At 57.6% G+C, this 19,900-nt stretch carries 17 protein-coding genes and 1 riboswitch; of the genes, 14 read left to right on the top strand and 3 right to left on the bottom strand.

The window, feature by feature from the left end:
• The first annotated feature begins 76 nt into the window (after nucleotides 1-76).
• The 5 genes from ETHHA_RS03945 (at nucleotide 77) to ETHHA_RS03965 (ending at nucleotide 5,875) form a co-directional block, all read left to right on the top strand.
• On the top strand, nucleotides 77-1,477 hold the full coding sequence (locus ETHHA_RS03945) for a citrate/2-methylcitrate synthase (protein ID WP_013484714.1): 1,401 nt from the start codon (nucleotides 77-79) through the stop codon (nucleotides 1,475-1,477).
• A gap of 108 nt (nucleotides 1,478-1,585) precedes the next feature.
• Nucleotides 1,586-2,419, top strand: coding sequence for a hypothetical protein (locus ETHHA_RS03950; RefSeq protein ID WP_013484715.1), 834 nt, complete (start codon nucleotides 1,586-1,588; stop codon nucleotides 2,417-2,419).
• Between the two features lie 484 nt (nucleotides 2,420-2,903).
• Entirely contained in the window at nucleotides 2,904-3,566 is a 663-nt protein-coding gene (gene epsC, locus ETHHA_RS03955; RefSeq protein ID WP_013484716.1) for a serine O-acetyltransferase EpsC, read from the top strand.
• Nucleotides 3,553-4,944 carry a cysteine--tRNA ligase gene (gene cysS, locus ETHHA_RS03960; protein ID WP_041687136.1) on the top strand — a complete coding sequence of 464 codons (1,392 nt, stop codon included), beginning with the start codon at nucleotides 3,553-3,555 and terminating at the stop codon, nucleotides 4,942-4,944. The genes epsC and cysS overlap by 14 nt, the downstream gene beginning before the upstream one ends.
• Nucleotides 4,945-4,957: 13 nt before the next feature.
• Nucleotides 4,958-5,875, top strand: a complete 918-nt coding sequence (locus ETHHA_RS03965) for a LysR family transcriptional regulator (protein WP_013484718.1) — start codon at nucleotides 4,958-4,960, stop codon at nucleotides 5,873-5,875.
• Nucleotides 5,876-6,068: 193 nt separating this feature from the next.
• On the opposite strand, the gene ETHHA_RS03970 is transcribed toward ETHHA_RS03965, so the two are convergent.
• Together ETHHA_RS03970 and rpiA are read right to left on the bottom strand one after the other, a co-directional pair.
• On the bottom strand, nucleotides 6,069-7,052 hold the full coding sequence (locus tag ETHHA_RS03970; RefSeq protein ID WP_106919190.1) for a Gfo/Idh/MocA family protein: 984 nt from the start codon (nucleotides 7,050-7,052) through the stop codon (nucleotides 6,069-6,071).
• Nucleotides 7,053-7,102: 50 nt separating this feature from the next.
• The gene (gene rpiA / locus ETHHA_RS03975; RefSeq protein WP_013484720.1) at nucleotides 7,103-7,765 is read right to left on the bottom strand and encodes a ribose 5-phosphate isomerase A; all 663 of its coding nucleotides are present in this window, start codon (nucleotides 7,763-7,765) and stop codon (nucleotides 7,103-7,105) included.
• A 213-nt stretch (nucleotides 7,766-7,978) separates the two neighbouring features.
• A riboswitch (NiCo riboswitch) is annotated at nucleotides 7,979-8,080 on the top strand.
• Nucleotides 8,081-8,189: 109 nt separating this feature from the next.
• Here rpiA and ETHHA_RS03980 point away from each other — a divergent pair.
• The 7 genes from ETHHA_RS03980 to ETHHA_RS04010 all read left to right on the top strand — a co-directional run bounded on the left by ETHHA_RS03980 (nucleotide 8,190) and on the right by ETHHA_RS04010 (nucleotide 15,702).
• Nucleotides 8,190-10,712 (top strand): cation-translocating P-type ATPase, encoded by a 2,523-nt coding sequence (locus tag ETHHA_RS03980; protein ID WP_013484721.1) that lies wholly within the window; start codon nucleotides 8,190-8,192, stop codon nucleotides 10,710-10,712.
• Between the two features lie 203 nt (nucleotides 10,713-10,915).
• Nucleotides 10,916-11,218 (top strand): autorepressor SdpR family transcription factor, encoded by a 303-nt coding sequence (locus ETHHA_RS03985; RefSeq protein ID WP_013484722.1) that lies wholly within the window; start codon nucleotides 10,916-10,918, stop codon nucleotides 11,216-11,218.
• Nucleotides 11,196-11,849, top strand: coding sequence for an SdpI family protein (locus ETHHA_RS03990; protein WP_013484723.1), 654 nt, complete (start codon nucleotides 11,196-11,198; stop codon nucleotides 11,847-11,849). Before ETHHA_RS03985 ends, ETHHA_RS03990 begins: the two co-directional genes overlap by 23 nt.
• Nucleotides 11,850-11,914: 65 nt before the next feature.
• The gene (locus tag ETHHA_RS03995; protein WP_013484724.1) at nucleotides 11,915-12,532 is read left to right on the top strand and encodes a GDSL-type esterase/lipase family protein; all 618 of its coding nucleotides are present in this window, start codon (nucleotides 11,915-11,917) and stop codon (nucleotides 12,530-12,532) included.
• A gap of 283 nt (nucleotides 12,533-12,815) precedes the next feature.
• Nucleotides 12,816-13,793 (top strand): FAD:protein FMN transferase, encoded by a 978-nt coding sequence (locus ETHHA_RS04000; RefSeq protein WP_013484725.1) that lies wholly within the window; start codon nucleotides 12,816-12,818, stop codon nucleotides 13,791-13,793.
• Nucleotides 13,786-15,060, top strand: a complete 1,275-nt coding sequence (locus tag ETHHA_RS04005) for a 4Fe-4S binding protein (protein WP_013484726.1) — start codon at nucleotides 13,786-13,788, stop codon at nucleotides 15,058-15,060. Before ETHHA_RS04000 ends, ETHHA_RS04005 begins: the two co-directional genes overlap by 8 nt.
• 72 nt (nucleotides 15,061-15,132) lie before the next feature.
• Nucleotides 15,133-15,702: a ferritin family protein gene (locus ETHHA_RS04010; protein WP_013484727.1), complete on the top strand. Its 570-nt coding sequence runs from the start codon at nucleotides 15,133-15,135 to the stop codon at nucleotides 15,700-15,702.
• A gap of 144 nt (nucleotides 15,703-15,846) precedes the next feature.
• Here the strand turns inward: ETHHA_RS04010 and ETHHA_RS04015 are convergent, their stop codons facing one another.
• A complete protein-coding gene (locus ETHHA_RS04015; RefSeq protein ID WP_013484728.1) occupies nucleotides 15,847-16,983 on the bottom strand; it encodes an ABC transporter ATP-binding protein in 1,137 nt (378 codons plus the stop codon).
• A 431-nt stretch (nucleotides 16,984-17,414) separates the two neighbouring features.
• Between ETHHA_RS04015 and ETHHA_RS04020 the strand changes: the two genes are divergently transcribed.
• The gene (locus ETHHA_RS04020) at nucleotides 17,415-18,173 is read left to right on the top strand and encodes a prepilin peptidase (RefSeq protein ID WP_013484729.1); all 759 of its coding nucleotides are present in this window, start codon (nucleotides 17,415-17,417) and stop codon (nucleotides 18,171-18,173) included.
• Between the two features lie 41 nt (nucleotides 18,174-18,214).
• Nucleotides 18,215-19,897, top strand: coding sequence for a GspE/PulE family protein (locus ETHHA_RS04025; RefSeq protein WP_013484730.1), 1,683 nt, complete (start codon nucleotides 18,215-18,217; stop codon nucleotides 19,895-19,897).
• Nucleotides 19,898-19,900 lie beyond the last annotated feature (3 nt).

Here is a 19,900-nt window from a genome sequence, read left to right on the forward strand (position 1 = left end):
TATACACCAAACAATACAGGCGTTGAGCGGCTTACATCGTCGGCATGCGTGCGTCTACACAAAGGAGTGCAGAACAATGCAGGAAACGATTTCGCAGAATCAGACCGATATAGAACATGGCATTTCCGAAGCATCTTTTAAGAAGTTATGCGACGAATTCCGTAAATATAACCACATTGATCCAAAGCTGTTCGAGACCTACCATGTCAAACGCGGCCTGCGCAACGAAGATGGAACCGGCGTGCTGACGGGCCTGACATTGATTTGCAATGTGCACGGCTATATGATCGACGACAATGAGAAGGTGCCCGTGGAGGGCGACCTGATCTACCGCGGCATCAGCATCAAGGATCTGGTGGCCGGCTGCGAGACGGAAAACCGCTTCGGGTTTGAGGAAGTCATATGGCTGTTGCTGTTCGGCCACCTGCCGGATGCCACCACGCTGGAAAATTTCACGAAAATCCTGGCAAATTGCCGGGAGCTGCCCAACTATTTCACCGAGGATGTATTGATGAAGGCTCCTTCGGCCAATATCATGAACCAGCTTGGGCAGGCGGTGCTGGCGCTGTATGCTTATGACAGGAACCCGGATGAAAACACGGTGGTAAACGTGCTGCGGCAGTCTATCTGGCTGATCGCCCGCATGCCCACCATCATGGTCAACGCTTACCAGGTCAAGCGGCGTCATTTCGATCACGAGACCATGTTCATCCATCCGCTGGAATCCGGCCACTCCACGGCTGAAAGCATTCTGGCCACCATGCGCTCGGATAAGAAATTCACCGACCAGGAAGCGAAGCTGCTCGATCTCTGCCTGATGCTCCACGCCGAGCACGGCGGCGGCAACAACTCCAGCTTTACCTGCCGGGTCTTGTCGTCTACGGGGTCGGATACCTATGCGGCCATTTCCGGCGCCATCGGCAGCCTCAAGGGCCCGCGGCACGGCGGCGCCAATATCAAGGTGATGCAGATGATGGACTACATCAAAGAAGGCGTCGAGGATTGGAACGACGACGACGAGATTGCCGACTTTCTTGCCAAGATATTAAGAAAAGAAGCGGGCGACGGCGCGGGCCTGATCTATGGCATGGGCCATGCGGTCTATACCCTTTCCGACCCGCGCGCGGTCATCCTGAAAAAATATGCCAAAAAGCTTGCCGACCAGACCGAGCATGCGGAAGAATTCCATCTGCTGGAATCCGTGGAGCGCCTGGCGCCTGCGGTGTTCGCACAGGTCAAGGGCAGCGATAAGAACATTTGTGCCAACGTGGACCTGTATTCCGGGATGGTGTACAAGGTGCTGGGGGTGCCGCCCGAGCTGTATACTCCGCTGTTTGCAGTGGCGCGCATCGCGGGCTGGTGTGCGCACCGCATTGAGGAGATGACGACCAGCAACCGCATCATGCGTCCGGCCTACAAAGCCGTTTCCACCATGCAGGCCTATGTACCGCTGGCGGAGCGCGAACCCCTCTTGTAAATTGCACCCGGACGGCTTATACTTAGAAAGACACATGGACCGCCGCGGCCCGTTACCGGTCGCGGCGGCGTCTTTCTGCCCCGGAAAGGCTTTTTTGGAGGTGCATGTATGCATAGAAAACTGCCCCTGATCTTTTCAATCGTTTTTCTTGTCGGCCTGTGCGTTACGTTCGCGTTGCGGCTCACGCTGGTGCGTTCGTTCATGGATCCTTCCACCGGGTTTTATAAGGGTGGGTATACCGCGCTTGCCCAGGCGCTGAATGTGGCGACAGGCGTGTGCGCCGTGCTGCTGCTGGTGCCTCTGGCGCTCCCGAAAAAAGCTGCGGTCTTTTCGCCGCTTCCGGTCCGGAACCCGCTGCTGGGCACACTGGCCGCGCTGGGTGCGCTGGCGCTGCTGGCGGATGCTCTGAGCCTGTTTGTGTCTTTGGTGACCAACAGCACCAGCGGCGGCCTGTTTCTGGACGCGCTGTTCACCCTTGCGGCGGCGGTGTATTTCGGCTTGCAGGCAAAGACCTTTCTGCTGGGCGGGCAGCCTCCCCATGCGGTTGTGGCGCTGCTGCCGGTGCTGTGGGCCACGGTGCATCTCATCGTGTCCTGGATGCATTTTACCGTGGTGACCAGTATGCCCAACGATCTGTTCGACCTGTTCAAGATGGTTGCGTTTATGCTGTTTTTCTATTATCACGCGCGGCTGGCCGGCGGGGTGCCCAACGGGCGCGAGGGCCGCGGCCTGCTGTCGTTCGGTTTGCTGGCGGCGTGGCTTGGGCTGCTTTCTGTTCTGCCGTCGCTTCTTGTGCGGCTGGGCGGCGGGCAGACGGCGGCTTTCAGCCTGTCGGACGGCGTCGTGACGCTGGTGCTGTCGGTCTACGCGCTGGTACTGTTTGCCCGGTTGTTTTTCCGGCGCGGCACAGCGGGAGAACCGGCCGTGCGGTCCGCCGCCTGAGCGCATGACGGCACGGGCATTGCGGCCAGGATGGGTTTGTGCTATAATAAACAGGTATCGGCGCATGTTTTGACCGGTTTGGACGGAATGAACCGGACAAGTTGCAATTTTCGACCAGTCTGCTATACTGCAAAAAGAAGAAATGCGTGGATCGGGAAAAGTATCCGCCGTTTTTCCGGGCAGAGAGGGGGAGCCGTCGGCTGTGAGCGCCCCTGCGGAAACGGCGGGGAAATGCCCCCGTGAGCAGGCGGCGGGAACGGGCGGACAGAACCGCCCCAGTATCGCCGTCCGGCAGGGCGCCGTTATCGCCGTCTGGAGAGAAAAATCGAAGTGGAACCGCGGCGTAAGCCGCCTTCGGGTAAGACGGAGGCGGCTGGAGTTCGCGGTTTTTTGTGTATACAGCCTGTTTTTAAGATAGCCGGCCGGAGACATTGCGGCGCAGGCCGACGGCAGGCGGGAATTTGCAGGCGGAGGGAGAACGACGATGTTTCGCAGCGTTCGTGAAGATTTGCACTCGATACGGAAGCGCGATCCCGCTGCACGTTCCAACGCGGAGGTGTTTTTCCTGTATGCGGGTTTCCACGCGGTGCTGTATTACCGGATTTCGCACTGGTTTTACCGGCACAAATGCTTTGGATTCGCGCGGTGGGTCTCCCAACTGGGGCGCTTTTTCACCGGCATCGAGATTCATCCAGGCGCCACCATCGGCAAGGGATTGTTCATCGACCACGGGATGGGCGTGGTCATCGGGGAAACGGCGGAGATCGGGGATTACTGCACACTCTATCAGGGCGTGACATTGGGCGGCACCGGCAAAGACAAAGGCAAGCGGCACCCCACGCTCGGTTCCCATGTGATGGTGGGGTCGGGGGCAAAAGTGCTCGGCCCGGTGACGATTGGCGACCACAGCAAGGTGGGTGCGAACGCGCTGGTTCTCATCAATGTGCCGCCCCATTCCACCGCCGTGGGCGTGCCCGCCCGGGTGGTGCGCATCGGTGGGCGGCGGGTGGAGGAAGACAACGAACTCGACCAGATCCACATGCCGGACCCCGTTTCACAGGAACTGTGCCAGCTGCATATGCAGATTCATGCGCTGCAGGAAAAGCTCGGACGGCAGAAGGGAAACGATGACCATGAAAATTTATAATACCCTTACCAGGGAAAAGGACGAATTTGTACCGATCAAGCCGGGGGAGGCGCGCATTTATGCCTGCGGCCCCACGGTTTATAACTATATCCATGTGGGCAACGCGCGCCCGATGGTGGTGTTCGATATTTTGCGGCGGTATCTCGAATACCGCGGATACAAGGTGCTGTTCGCGCAGAACTTCACCGACGTGGACGATAAGATGATTCGGCGGGCCAACGAAGAAGGCGTTGCCGTGGCGGAGGTGGCGGAAAAATACATCGCCGCCTACAGGGAAGACGCAGCGGGCCTGCATGTGCGCGAGGCTACGTTTCATCCCCGCGCCACCGAGAACATTGCCGATATCCTTGCGCTGATCCGCACGTTGGAGCAGAAGGGCTATGCGTATGCGTCCGACGGCGACGTGTATTTTCGTGCGCACGCGTTCAAGGAATATGGCAAGCTCTCGCACCAGCCGCTGGAGGACCTTGAGGCGGGGGCGCGGGTGGATGTGAGCGAGCGCAAAGAGGACCCGGTGGATTTCGCCCTTTGGAAAGCGGCAAAACCCGGTGAACCGAGCTGGGATTCGCCCTGGGGCCCGGGGCGGCCGGGCTGGCATATCGAGTGTTCCGCCATGGCCAGGCACTTTTTGGGCCAGACCATTGACATTCACTGCGGCGGGCAGGACCTGATCTTTCCGCACCATGAAAACGAGATTGCCCAGAGCGAATGCGCAAACGACGCGCCGTTCGCGCATTACTGGATGCACAACGGCTATATCAACATCGACAACCGTAAGATGTCAAAATCGCTGGGAAATTTCTTCACCGTGCGCGAGGTGGCGGCCAAATACGGCTATGAACCCATCCGGTTCCTCATGCTCTCGGCGCAGTACCGTACGCCTATCAATTTCAGCGACGAAATCATGGAGCAGTCCGTAGCGGCGCTCGACCGTCTTTACCGCTGCAGGGAGGCGCTGAAGGACGCGTTGCGGCAGGCGGGCGAGACCCCGGCGGACAGCGCCGCCGTTTCCGCATGGCAAGAGAAATTCGACGCGGCGATGGACGATGACCTCAACACCGCCGACGCGCTGGCTGTGCTGTTTGAACTGGTCAAGGAGATCAACACCCGCGTGGCGGAGGGAACGGCCGGCGCGGACTGGCTGAAAGGCGCGGCCGGGCTGTTCGGCACCTTCTGCGATGTGCTGGGTTTGCTGTATGAGCGTAAGGAGCGGACGCTGGATGCCGAGGTGGAAGTGCTGATCGAAAAACGCCGGCAGGCGCGCAAGGCGAAGGATTTCAAGACGGCCGACGCCATCCGCGACGAGCTGAGCGCAAAGGGCATCGTGCTCAAGGATACGCCGCAGGGCGTGAAGTGGGAATACAAAAAGAGCGAATGAGGCTGCGCGGGCGATGACACTGCAACAACTGAAATACGCGATTGAGATCGCGCACTGCGGTTCCATCAACGAAGCCGCCAAGCGGCTGTTCATCACACAGCCGAGCCTGTCGAGCGCCATCAAGGAACTGGAGACCGAGTTGGGCGTGACGATTTTTATCCGCACCAACCGCGGCATTGTCCTTTCAACGGAGGGCACGGAGTTTCTGGGGTATGCGAGACAGGTGACCGAGCAGATGAACCTGCTGGAGGAACGCTATCTCAAAAACAAACCGGCAAGGCGGCAGTTTTCCGTTTCCACGCAGCACTATGCGTTCGCGGTGAGCGCGTTTGTGGCGCTTCTGCGGCATCAGGGGCTGACGGCCTATGACTGCATGCTCAGTGAGACCCGCACCTATGAGATCATCGCGGATGTCAAAAACCTGCGCAGCGAGATTGGCATCCTGTATCTCAACCCGTTTAACGCCAAAGTGCTGCACAAGCTGTTTAATGAGAACGATCTGGCATTTCATCCGTTGTTCGACGCCAGCCCGCACGTTTTCCTCAGTGCGCAGAACCCGCTGGCAAACAAGCCGTTTGTGACGCTGGAGGACCTGGAAGACCTGCCTTGCCTGTCATTCGAGCAAGGAGAGTACAATTCTTTCCATTTTTCGGAGGAGATTCTCAGTACGCTCTCCCATCGCAAGAACATCCGCGTGAGCGATCGCGCCACCATTTTCAACTGCCTGATCGGGCTGGACGGATACACCATTTCCACCGGCATCCTGAGTGCGGAACTCAACGGCACCGATATCGTCTCCGTGCCGTTGCAGGTGGACGAACACATGACGGTGGGATGGATCGCCCACCGGAAACTGACGCTGAGTCCCCTGGCTTCCTGCTACCTCGAAGAGCTGAAGGCCATTCTGGACAGAGAACATCCGTCCCGCTGATGAGGTTTATACGGCAGACAGCACGCTTCCGGAACGACCCGGGGGCGGTTTCTGTTTTGGGCCTGGACAAGAAAAGGCCGCCGGAGATGCCGGTGGCCTTTCAAATCAGTCTCTATCCCATCTGGAATGGGGAAGCAGCAACAAAACGGGCGGTGCTTGCGGGGCCCCATGTCCGGGCGGCTGCTGGCCGCAGTCATGCCGGGGAACGTTCAAAAGGATAAATCATGCCCCACTGGTTGCGAATCTCGCTGAGCAGGCTGGTCACGTCCCGCGTCCAGCCGAGGGTTTCGCCCTCGGTGCGGTCGGCGACGTATGCCTGCATGTCCGCCACCTCATATTCCAACGCTTTGGCGGTCTCGCCCAGAGCAATCTCTTCGGTGTGTCCGTCGGCGGTGTAGGTGATGGCGGCTTTGTCCGCCCGCGGATAGTTGGAGACTTCGATGAAGCCTTTTTCACCGGCCACCACGCCGCGCTTGGGCTGCTTGGCGCGCATGGTCAGCGCGGTGACGGCCATCTGTCCACAGTCGTTCTTCATGAGAATGCCGGACTGTTCATCCACACCGGTCTCGAAATACTGCGGCGTGGTCAGCACGACGTTCGGTTTCTTTTCCAGAAAGAAGCGTGCGAACGAGACGGCATAGACCCCGATGTCGAGCAGCGCGCCGCCGGCCAGTTCCTTGCTGAAGAAGCGGTTGTTTACATCATATTCCTTGCAGCTGCCGAAATTGACCTGCACCATCTTGACCTTGCCGATGGTGCCGGACACCACGATTTCCCGCAGCTTTTTGTAGAGTGGCATGTGGTAGAGCGTCATGCCTTCCATGACCGCCACGTTCTTTTCCCGCGCCAACGCGACGACTTCCTCAAGCTGTTTTTCATTGACGGTGATGGCTTTTTCGCAGAATACGTGCTTGCCGCTGCGGATAGCCTTGAGCAGGAGCTCGTAATGCAGGTTGTGCGGCGTGGCGATGTAGGCAATGTCCAGCTTTGGGTCGGCGAGCAGTTCGTCCGCGTCGGTGAACACGTGGGATACGCCGTGGGTCTCGGCGAATGTTTTGGCGGAGTTCGGCCTGCCGCTGCACACGCCGTAGATTTCCCCGTTGACGGCGCGCAGCGCGGCCGCCATTTCTTTGGCGATGACGCCGGTTCCGATCAGGCCCCAGTTGTAGCCCATAATGCAATTCCTCCTTGCAGGTCGGCTTGTTGAAACGAAAGGTGCGCAGATGTTCAGCCCCGCGTGAGCTGCCGCACGCCGCCCGGCCCGGCCACCAGCGCCCGGGCCGCCACCCGATAAAACAGAGAGGTGTCCACTACGCCGGGGATGTGCAGCAGCGCCTCGTGGAAAGCCGCCAAATCGTCCGGCGGGGCGATTTGCATATCCAGCAGGTAGTTGCCGTGGTCGGTGACGGTGAAGCCGTCTTTGGCGCCGCTTACGCGGTAGGCTGCCGCGCCGCCGAAAGCCTGCACCCGTTTTTCCACGAGTGCTTTCGCTTCGGGAATGACCTCCAGTACCACCGGGTGCGTAAACGGCAGCGCGGCGAACACCTTGCTTTCGTCCGCCAGCAGGACATATTCGTTTGCCAGAGAGGCAACGATTTTTTCATTGGTGTGGATGCCGCCGCAGCTCTTGAGCGCGTTGAGTGAGCCGTCCAACTCGTCACAGCCGTCGAACGCGATGTCGATGGCGTCCACCGTCCAGGTGGGAAGCACGGGCAGGCCGTGTTCCGCGCAGAGCGCGGCGGTGCGGGTGGAGGGTGTGACCACCCGGACGGACAGGCCCGCCTGCGCGATCAGGCCGACGAGGATGGACACCGTGCCGCCGCCGCCCAGGCCGATGACGGTTCCGTCTTTGACAAGTTTGAACGCTTCTTCCGCACATTTCTGCTTCAAAACAAATCACTACTTTCCACTGTTGCCGGCGGGGCGTTCCAGACGTCCCGGCGTCGGTTTTGAAAATGGAGAATGGGGCACTGCCGATTTCTCCCGTTCATTATACAAAATTTCGGTTTGCTGTTCAATGTATGAGGACACCGCCCGGCACGCTTGACATCCGCCCGGAATATGTTATCATATGAATGATCTCTTTGCACTGCATATGAATCTACAGTACAAACTGAGCAGGCGATGGATCCTTTTGGGGTCTGTGGGGCTGGGCCGCTTTGGCGGCAGCGGGTTTGCATCTTTGATCACACCTGCGGGACAGTGGTATGTTCCGCGGGTGTGATTTTTTATACCCTTTGGGGAACATACAACTGAGACTGGAGTGCCAGGGAGCTATCTTACAAGCCGGAAACGGTAAATGGAGGTAACTTTTATGACAGGCAGCAAGTACACTGCGGCGGGACTGACTTCTGCGGAAGCCAGATCGTTACAGGAGCGGTTTGGCAAAAACGAACTCGTCCCCCAAAAGAACCAGGATTTTTTTCATAAGGCGCTGCATATTCTCAGCGAGCCGATGTTCCTGCTGCTGATTGCGGCCGCCGCGATCTATTTCATTCTGGGCGAACAGCGGGACGGGGCGGTCATGCTCCTGTTTGTCGTCGGCATGATCGGCATCGACATGACGCAGGAATGGAAGACGGACCGTACCCTTCGTGCGCTCCGGAACCTGTCCGCTCCGCGCGTCACCGTCCTGCGCGACGGCAAAGAAACGGAAATCGCCAGCGTCGATCTGGTGCCGGGCGACGTCATGCTGGTGCATGAAGGCGTGAAAATCCCGGCGGACGGCAGCATCATCCGGTGCAGCGACCTGTGCGTGGACGAATCCACGCTGACGGGCGAAGCCGAGGGCGTGTGGAAGGTGGACCGCGCACACGCCGAACCGCCTTCCGGGTATTGGCGCAAAGATTATTGCTATGCAGGCACGCTCGTTACGCAGGGCATGGCGGAGATACTGGTGAAGGAGATCGGCGCCGCCACCGAATACGGAAAGATCAGCGCGGACGTTGCGTCCGCTCCTCCCACTGCCTCGCCGCTGCAAAAGCAGACCGGCAGCCTTGTCAAGCTCTGCGCGGGTATCGCCGCCGTGCTGTTTGCGCTTGTCTGCGTTGTCACCTATTTCAGCATACCGGCGCGTGCGGTTGGCAGCAGGCTCATCGACAGCATCCTCGCGGGTGTCACGCTGGCCATGGCGATGATCCCGGAGGAATTTCCCGTGATTCTGACGGTCTTCCTTTCCATGGGCGCGTGGCGGCTTGCCCAAAAGAGCTCCCTTGTGCGCAAACTGCCTGCGGTGGAGACGCTCGGGGCTGTTTCCGTGCTGTGCGTGGATAAAACGGGTACCATCACGATGAACCGGATGACGGTGCAGGAGACCTGGTCGGCGAATGGCGATGAACACGCTTTGTGTGAAGTGATGGGACTAGGCTGTGAAACCGATGCCTACGACCCGATGGAAAAGGCCATGCTTGCTCACTGTGAAAAGCTGGGTATCACAAAAGAACAGCTTTTTGGCGGCGAGCTGATTACCGAATATGCCTTTACCAACGAGCAGAAGATGATGGGGCATGTCTGGCGGCGCGGCAGGGAAATCGTCATCGCCGCGAAAGGTTCGCCGGAACGCCTGATTACCCTCTGCGCGCTTTCCGATGACGCCCGGCAGGCTGCGGAGCAAAAAAGCGAGGAAATGTCCCGTCGGGGCCTGCGCGTTATCGCGGTAGGCGCGGCGCATCCCCGTACGGAAAGCGAGATTCCGAACCGGCTGGCAGATTGCGCCCTCACATTCCTGGGGCTGGTCGGGCTCGCCGACCCGCCCCGGGAGAGTGTCCGGAAAGACATTGCCCGCTGCCGGAAAGCAGGTATCCGCGTCGTGATGATTACCGGGGACAACGGCATGACCGCGGCGGCCATAGCGGAAAAAGTCGGCATGCCGCACAACGGCAGAATGGTCACCGGCGATAGGCTGGAGGCGATGACGGACGGGGAACTGCAGGAAACGGTCCGGGAAGTCAGCATCTTTTCCCGCGTGGTGCCCGCGCACAAAATGCGCATCGTCAAAGCGTTCCGGGAAAACGGCGAAGTGGTCGCCATGACAGGGGACGGCGTGAACGACGCCCCTGCGCTGAAATACGCCGATATCGGCATCGCCATGGGCAAGCGCGGGAGCGAGGTCTCCCGCGAGGCTGCCGACCTGATCCTGATGGACGACAACTTTTCCACCATCGTAGATACCGTTGAGGACGGCCGCAGGATTTATGACAACATCCGCAAGGCGATGGGCTATGTATTCACCATCCATATTCCCATTGCGCTGGCATCTTTGCTTGCCCCCATGCTCAGCATCCCCGCGACCGGCCTGCTGTTGCTGCCGCTCCATGTGGTGCTGCTGGAACTCATCATCGACCCGACCTGTTCCGTCGTTCTGGAGCGCCAGCCTGCGGAAAACGATATCATGGAGCGCAGGCCGCGCGATCCCAAGGGAAAACTCATCGGCGCCGGGCTGCTGGCCAAAAGCATTCTGCAGGGGCTGGCAATTTTCGCCGCGTCTTTTGGCACCTACCTCACGGTGCTGGCACAGTCCCCACAAAACGTGCCGCTTGCCCGCACGATGGGGCTTGCGATTATCATGCTTGCCAATCTGTTCCTGGTGCAGGTGAACAGTTCGGAGCGGGAGCCTGTGTTCCGCTCGGCCAGGCGGCTCGCAAAAGACCGAGTGATGTGGATCGCAAACATTGCCGTTCTTGCCGGGCTGTTCGTCATCCTTTACACGCCGCTCCATGGTTTTTTGGAGCTTTCAGCCCTCTCGGCGGCGCAGTTTTTGATGGTCGTCGGTATCTCCGCCGTGTCCGTGCTGTGGTATGAAATCTGGAAAGGCATTCAACGGGTGCGCGGACGATAACGCTTTATGGAACGGTAACCATTTGCAGCCGCCGGTTTGAAAAAACCGGCGGTTGTTTTTGTTGTGAAGGTATGGGCCCGCACGGCCGGCGACTGCCCGGATGCGGGATGGAAAGGGCGTGTTCCCATTGACTTTTGGTGATACGAGGCATATACTTGAGAGAGTAATTAGAGTTTTTGCTAAATATAAAACAAAGGGGCAATATGTCGCTAAACACACTGTTTAAGGCGCTGGCAGACCCGACGAGGCGCAGGATCATTCTCCTGCTGCAGCAGGGCGACCTGAACGCGGGGGAGATTGCCGGTCATTTTGCAATCAGCAAACCGAGTATTTCCCGCCATCTGCACATTTTGAAAGAGGCGTCTCTGGTCTCCGATGAGCGCAGAGGCCAGAACGTGATCTACTCGCTCAACACAACGGTCTTTCAGGATGTCATCAACTGGCTCTTCAACGCGGCCAATATTCAGGAAAAGAGTGATAACCATGAAAAAGATCCTCAAAAGTGACTGGTATATCCTGCTGATCGTGGCGGTTGGGTTTCTGTTGGGCGCGATTTTCTACCAAAAGATGCCGGCCAGGGTGCCCGTTCACTGGGATGCCCAGGGGCATGTAAACGGATATGGAAGCCGGTTCATGGGCGCGTTCTTTTTGCCTCTGCTCAATCTGGGCGTCTACCTGCTGATGGCGGCGGCGCCGTATATCGACCCGCGCGGTTCCAATTACCGGAAGTTCAAAGGCAGCTACCAGGCCATCAAATGCCTGGTGATGGTGGCCCTGCTGTTCATTTATATCTGCACGTCCCTCGCCGCCATCGGCATGCGGATCAATATCGCGATGGTCGTCTCAGTTGCGATTGCGTTCCTGTTTATCGTGCTTGGCAACGTGATGGGGCGCATCCGATTCAATTACTTTGTGGGTATCCGGACACCGTGGACGCTGGCCAATGAGGAAGTCTGGCGCAAGACCCATCGCTTTGCTGCGCCTGTCTGGGTTTTGGGTGGCATTGCTATTCTGCTGTTTGCCATTTTGAGCGGAGGCATGGCCATCTGGTCCGTTATCGTGATTGCGTGTGCCGTTGCGCTCATCTGTGTTGTCTATTCCTATCTGGTGTTCCGGAAGATCGACAAGCACCGGTAAGTGCGCTTGGCCGGGGCAGAGGCAGCAAAACCGTTTTGTGTTTTGACCATATGGAGGACTTTTTTATGCCGCACGTTGAGAAAGGTTGCATCTCCGGGCAGCCGCAGGATGTGCCCGCCGTGGCGTTGGTCGGCGACTCGCTGGTGGAATATTTTCCTATAGATGAACTGTATCAGGGGCCTGTCCGTCTCTACAACCGCGGCGTTGCGGGGGACACCACGTATGATATTCTGGCGCGGTTGGATGGAGCGGTCGCTTCCCTCCGGCCGGACACCGTCATTATTCTGGCGGGGGTGAACGACCTGATGCCGTTTGTGCCGCATAATACCAAGGAGGAGATCGTGTCCCGCATCGTGGAGATCGGGAAACGGACCGTGGCGGCCATGCCGGGTGTGCGTATCTGTGTGCAGTCGCTCTACCCCGTGCATGAAGCGGATGGACAGGGACTCTTGAACGCCGCGGGCAACGCGGCTATCCGCGCCATCAACAGGCTGCTGCGGGAGCAATGCATCGCCAATGGGTTCACCTATATCGATGTCCACTCCCATCTGCTGGACAATGCCGGGCAGTTGGACGCGCACCTGACGCTGGACGGTCTCCACGTCAACAGGGGCGCCTATGAAATCATTCTGGAACTGCTCCGGCCGTATTTTGCCAACGTCGGGGACGAACCGGTGACATAAGTGACGTTCGGTTTTGTCTTTGAAGCACACCGGATCCGCGTTTTCGCGGGGCTGGTGTGCTTTTTTGCAGAGCGGGGAGACTGGAGAATATCCTGTAAGCGTTTTTGCCGGGCAGACATGAAATGTTTACGATTTGTCTATGGAATTCTCATGTGTTTTTGATAATTGTCGTTTATACTGATATCAAATCAATTGTTGAGCGGAGAAAAAGCGCTTCGCTTAGATGCTCCGATCGGAATAAAGATCCATTGCCATATACAGCATGCGGAAAGGGGGACTGACCATGCAGGGGTTTTCTCAACAAAGGGACGCGCTGCACTGCCGTTTCCTGTCACTGGGCACCCTGAATGAGATTGATTTGTTTGCGGAAGCGGCGGACGCACTGGCGATGGCGGAAAAACGGGTGCGGGAAATCGACGATTGCATGTCCGTTTTCAAGCCGGACAGCGACATCTTCCGATTGAATGCTTTTGCCGGACGCAAAGCGGTGGAGCTGCATCCGGAAACACTGGCGCTGCTCGCATTGGCCAAAACCATCCACGCAGAGTCGCGGGGGGCGTTTGACATCACGGTGCGCCCGCTGACGAAACTATGGGCGATTGAAAAAAACAGGGAGACCGTCCCGGCCGAGCGCGAAATCGCCCGTGCGCGGAAGCTGGTGGACAGCCGGAAGCTGGTCTGCGATGCAAAACATGCGCGCGCTTTTTTAAAGAGATCGGGGCAGGCGGTCGATCTTGGCGGTATCGCCAAAGGCTATGCCGCGGATGAAGTGAAGCGCATCCTGTCGGAAAACGGCGTGCAAAACGCGCTCATCAATCTGGGTGGAAACATCGCCGCTGTCGGCACGCGGCCTGATGGGAGCCCATGGCATATCGGCATACAGAATCCGGCGGCGGCGCGGGGCACCTATATAGCCGTGCTCTCCATTGCCGACTGCTCGGTCGTCACATCGGGCAGCAACGAGCGGTTTTTCATACGGGACGGCGTGCGATACCATCACATTCTTGACCCGCGCACCGGCTGGCCCGTGCAGAATGGGCTTTTGAGCGTCACCGTGGTGTGCAGGCGGTCTGTGATAGCGGACGCGCTGTCTACCGCCCTGTTCGCAGGGGGAATGCGGTATCTTCCGCTTTTGCGCCAATATGACGCCGAAGCGGTGATCGCCACCGAACGTGGAGAACTGTATGCTACGCCGGGGCTTTCCGGCCGGTTGGAGATCGTATCGGACCAAACAGAAAAAAGGAGTCAGCGTCATGCCTAATCGAATATCCAGAATCCCGGTCATCCGCATCGTTCGCGCCGTTTCACAGGTTTTGTTTTTCATATTCCTGCCGGGCGTTTATTTCAGTGCCTTCAGCGGCGTGCAGCAGATCGTTCAGAGCATTCTGAACCACAGCTTCAATCCGGCGGTTTTGCTGCCGCAGATCGTTGCCACGGTGGCCGTCATTCCGCTGACGATGGTGTTGGGGCGGTTCTTTTGCGGGTGGATGTGCGCGTTTGGTTCGATGGGTGACTTCATCTATGAGATTTCCTCAAAAATCTGGAAACGCAAACCCCGCATCAGCGAGCGGCTCGACCGTGTGCTCAAGCTGGTGAAGTATGTTTGGCTGGCGGTTCTGGTTGTGGTGGTGTGGGCGCTGGGCTCCAAACTGTTTGCGTCTGCCGACCCGTGGGATGCGTTCGGCATGCTGTTCACGTTCGGGAAAGCGCCGGCGCTTTCTCTGGTGCTTACCACGTTGCTGCCTGCGTTTTTCCTGCTGGTGGGGATCATGGTCGGCTCGGTGTTCGTCCACCGCTTTTTCTGCCGGTATCTTTGCCCGCTGGGCGCCATTTTTGCCATCGTATCCAAAGTACGGGTGACGCATATACAAAAAGAAAGGACATCCTGCGGCAAGTGCCGCGCATGCACCAACGCATGCCCCATGGGCATTGCGCTGTATCGCAGCGACAAGGTCCGGTCCGGGGAATGCATCGCATGCATGGCCTGTGTTGCCGTCTGCCCGCGCAAAAACGCCACGCTTGCCATTTCGGAGAGCAGTGTGCGGCCCGCGGCCGCCGGTGTGATGGCGGCCGCCGTGATGGCCGGCACGTATTATGCCGGCACGTTTTCCACCAATCTGCTGAGCAGCAATACCGCGACGGCGGCTGGTGCGGCATCTTCCGATCAGGGGAGTACCGCGGGCAGCGCGTCCCTGGAGGGTTCACAGACTGCACCGTCGTCTTCCTCCTCGGCAGCCGCGTCCTCCCAGACATCTTCCGGCTATAAAGATGGTGTCTATCAGGGCACGGGCACAGGCTTCCGCGGCGGCACCACGACGGTTTCCGTCACTGTGCAAGACGGCAGGATAATGAGTGTGAGCACGGTTTCCACACAGGATGACACGTCGTTCTACAGCCGCGCGTATCCGACCATCACGCAGGCGATCATCCGTTCACAGTCCGCGCAGGTCGATGCCGTTTCCGGCGCTACCTACAGCAGCCGCGGCATCATGGAGGCTGTTGCCAATGCGCTGAGCAAGGCGCTGTAAAAGCCGCCCGGTCTGAGCGGACACCGGGATGCGGGAGCGGGCATATACTGGAAGCGAAAGCGAGGAGAGTATATGATGGATTATCCGAATCCGTATGCCCCGTATCCGGGCGAACCATTTCCGGCCGATACGCAGGGAGGCACCATCCCGATCATTCCGGTTGTACAGCAGTATGCCGCACCCGTTCAGAACCAGCCGTTCGATCCGGTTTTTGTCTATCCGCAGAACCTGCCTGGCGCACTTTCGCTGATCGGGCAGGCGGTGGCGGGCGAATCGGAGGATGCACAGTTTTATGAATGGCTGCTCCAGCGTGCGCCTTCGCCCGAAGACCGGCAGATCATCACCGGCATCCGCAACGATGAGCTGCATCACAACGGCTGGTTCCGCCAGCTCTATCTGGAGCTGACCGGCAGGCCGGTGCCGTCTATGCCGGGTGAAACGTTCATGCCCCCCGCAAACTATTGCGACGGGCTCCGTCGGGCCATTCAGGGGGAGCAGCACGCCGTGCAGAACTACCGCAAGATCTTGTTTGCCCTGCAAAACCGCGTACATATCAATGTGTTGACAGAGATCATCACCGACGAGCTTCGTCACGCCGTTCTGTATAATTACCTGTATGCCAAAAACAGCTGCAAGGCATGATATACCGCATGCTCCGAAGGCCGCCCTTTCGGGCGGCCTTTTTTATGCCTGAAAACAGAAAAAACGGCATCAAAGCCGTTTTTTGATACAAGCCATATAAACCATACAAACGCGGGAGCCGGTGTGTATCTAATGTTGGGGCATTCAGTTGATGATGGTTTCTCCGCTCTCTTTATCAAACAGATGCACTCGGTTCGTATCGAGCGCGATCTTGATCGTGCTCCCGGTTTGGGCCGTTGTGCGGGAAGAAACGCGGGCGGTGGCGTTCTGGCCGACGACCGTCAGATACAGATACGTCTCGGCACCCATCATTTCGGTCAGATCGACATGCGCGTCCACAACCGCGTCTTTTGCCGCGGTGAGGAAGATTCCTTCTTCGTGCAGGTGTTCCGGACGAATGCCCAGGATAACTTCCTTCCCGATATAGGGCGCAAGATCGGTGCCTTTGATTTTTCCGTCGGGCAGCGGGATCGAATAATCGGGCTTGCCGCTTTCTGTCGAAGAACCCAGATTGACGTAAACATGCCCGTCTTTTTTCTCCAGAACAGCGTCGATAAAGTTCATTTGCGGCGAACCCATAAATCCGGCCACAAACAGATTCACCGGATTTTCATACAGATTGGCAGGAGTATCCACTTGCTGGATAACGCCGTCTTTCATTACGACGATGCGGTCCCCCATCGTCATGGCTTCGGTCTGGTCATGCGTTACGTAAATGAAGGTCGTGCCGAGACGTTTGTGCAGTTTGGAGAGCTCGGAGCGCATCTGTGTACGCAGTTTCGCATCCAGGTTGGAAAGGGGTTCATCCAGAAGAAAAACTTTCGGTTCGCGGACGATTGCGCGACCCAGCGCAACACGCTGCCGCTGGCCACCGGAAAGTGCTTTGGGTTTGCGGTCCAGCAAGTGCGAAATATCCAGCGCTTTTGCCACATCCTCGATCCGCGATCGGATCTGATCTTTGGGCATATGGCGCAGCTTCAGGCTGAACGCCATATTGTCATAAACGGTCATGTGGGGGTAAAGCGCGTAGTTCTGGAACACCATGGCAATATCACGGTCTTTCGGGGGGACATCGTTGACGAGCTTGTCACCGATATACAGTTCACCCTCCGAAATTTCTTCCAGACCGGCAATCATGCGCAGCGTGGTGGATTTGCCGCATCCTGAGGGGCCAACGAGAATGATGAATTCCTTGTCCTGGATCTCAAGGTTGAAATCATTGACGGCAACTACATTTCCGGCATATTTTTTATAAATGTGCTTTAACGATAAACTGGACATAACAAAACCTCCAATAATCTACACGAGTGAAATAAATGGTTGTTTGGAAAAGTTCAGCGTGTTTCGTGTATGAATATATGATAGCAAATATCCGGTCGGATAGGTAGATGTCATTTATCCAAACTTTATTTTTGGATTTATGAAAATTACACATCAAAAAACATAGACTTTATATAAAACATTTAAATAAATCAAGGAATATTTGGACATTTTCGTAGAAAGGCTTAGGAGTGGGCGCGCATGGCGATATGGACAAAGCACACGGTATGCGCCTGGTTTCCGGAAATCCAAACCCTTCGATTTGTTGCAAAATGAAATGAAGTGTAAAATAGATGTTGAAAGTTTTTTCAAAATGGGATACTATATGGTTGCATTCTATAAAAAAATTGTGGAATCTGGCAGAATTTTGCTGTTGACAGAAAGGGGCCGTGATGGCGGGCTTGCTTGCTGTTTTTATGTTTCTATTCGGGCTTTGCATCGGCAGCTTTTTGAATGTGTGCATCTACCGCATCCCCAAAGGAGAATCCATTGTATTCGGCCGGTCGCATTGCCCCGCTTGCGGTGCCGCCATCCAGAACCGCGACCTCGTTCCGGTTTTCAGCTGGCTGGCGCTTAAAGGCCGCTGCCGGAATTGCGGTGCGCGCATCCCCGTCCGCTACCCCGCGGTGGAGCTGCTGGGCGGGCTGCTCTTTCTGGCTGTTTATGGCGCGTATGGCTTGACACTTTCGGCGGCAGTCTATGCGGCTTTCATCTGCGCCCTTGTTGTGACCGCGTTCATTGATTACGACCAGTCCATTATACCGAACGGCATTGTGCTGTACATATTGGCGGTGGGCGTGCCGGCCATATTTTTTACGCAGGGCACGGGCCTAATTGATCGGGTCATCGGTTTTTTTGCGGCCAGCGTGCCGCTGCTCATCGCGTATTTTGTGACGCGGGGCGGACTGGGCCTCGGGGATGTCAAACTGATGGCGGCCGGGGGTTTTCTGCTGGGATGGAAGCTGATCCTGCTCTCGTTGGCGGTGGGAAGTATCGTGGGTGCGGTCGTGGGCGTTTCGCTTGTTTTGCGGGGACGAAAGTCCATGCGGTCGGCCGTCCCGTTCGGGCCGTTTCTGTCTTTGGGGATGTGCTTTTCCGCGCTTTACGGCAATGCGGCGCTGCATGCGTATATCGGTCTGTTTGTCCGGTAGCGGCACCCCCTGTTATTCTGGAAGTGTAAGGACGTGACAATATGGCGATGAAAAATCTGCGCATAGGTGAAATGCTGCTGGAAGAAAACCTGATCACACAGGCACAGCTCGATGCCGCACTTGCACGCAAAAAAGAAGGGGACCACAACAAGCTGGGCGACATTCTGGTGGAAATGGGCAGTGTTTCGGAAAAGGAACTGACCCGAATGCTGGGCACGCGGCTGAAAGTGCCGGTCGTAGACTTGGTGGAGACGGGCATCGACCAGCATGTTCCAGACCTGATACCCGAGGAACTGGCTAAAAAATACATGGTCATTCCCATCGCGCAGGACGGACAGATTCTCACGGTCGCCACCAGCGACCCGATGAATTTCTATGCCATCGATGACCTGCGGCTGGCCACTAATCTGGAAATCAAGCCGGTATTGGCCACATCCACAGACATCAAAAACGCCATCAGCCATTATTACAGCCGCAAGCTGGCGGAAGAAGCGGCCGAGGACGTCAACCGTGAATTCAACTTCAACAGTATGGTTGATGCGGGCAATCTTTTGGGGGAGAAAGTTGATAATGCGCCGGTCGTCCGTCTGGTGGCCTCCATCATCCAGCAGGGTATCAAGTTTGGAGCCAGCGATCTCCATATCGAGCCGTCGGAGACGGAAACCCGCATCCGCATGCGCGTGGACGGTGTGCTCAAGCCGCTGATGTCGCTGGCGGCCGCGGCGCATGCCTCGGTGGTGACCCGCATCAAGATCATGGGCAATATGAACATTGCCGAGCGGCGCGTGCCGCAGGACGGCAGGGTGGAGATCGTCATCGACGGCCGGCCGGTGGACATGCGCCTCTCCGTGCTGCCCACCGTGACGGGTGAAAAAGTCGTCATTCGTATTCTGGGCGGACAGGACGCGGTGCGCTCGGTCAATGATCTGGGTCTGTCGGCGGAAAACCGCGCGCTGTTTGAAAAAATCACCCGCAGCCCCAATGGTATTCTGCTCGTTTCCGGCCCCACCGGCAGCGGCAAATCCACCACCCTTTACTCCATCCTCAACCAGCTCAACCAGCCCGGCGTCAACATCATTACGGTCGAGGACCCGGTCGAGTACCGCATGCCCGGTGCCAACCAGGTGCAGGTCAACCCCAAAGCGGGCCTGACGTTTGCAAGCGGCCTGCGCTCCATCCTGCGGCAGGACCCCGATATCATCATGATCGGCGAGATCCGCGACGCCGAGACGGCGCAGATCGCCATCCGGGCGGCCATTACCGGCCATCTGGTGCTCTCCACCATCCACACCAACGACGCGGCCTCGACCGTTACCCGTCTGGTGGATATGGGCGTGGAGCCGTTTCTTGTGTCGTCCGCCGTCATCGGCATCATTGCGCAGCGGTTGGTGCGCAAGATCTGCCCACGCTGCAAGCAGCCGTATACTCCAAGCGACAGTGAGTGCCGGCTGCTGGGCATCCCCGTGCAGAGCACGCTTTACCGGGGGACGGGCTGCAATTACTGCGACCACACCGGCTATAAGGGCCGCACCGCCATCCATGAGATTATGGCAATCAGCCATGACGTGCGTGAACTCATCGACAATGAAGCCGCCACCGACGAGATCCGCGCGCAGATCGTCCGCGACGGCACCATCACGTTGCAGGAGTGCTGCAAGCAGCTGGTCTTAAACGGTGTGACCACCAGGGAAGAACTGCTGCGCGCCACCTACAGTATTGGGTGAGCG

The organism is Ethanoligenens harbinense YUAN-3 (assembly GCF_000178115.2).
Taxonomy (GTDB): domain Bacteria; phylum Bacillota; class Clostridia; order Oscillospirales; family Ethanoligenentaceae; genus Ethanoligenens; species Ethanoligenens harbinense.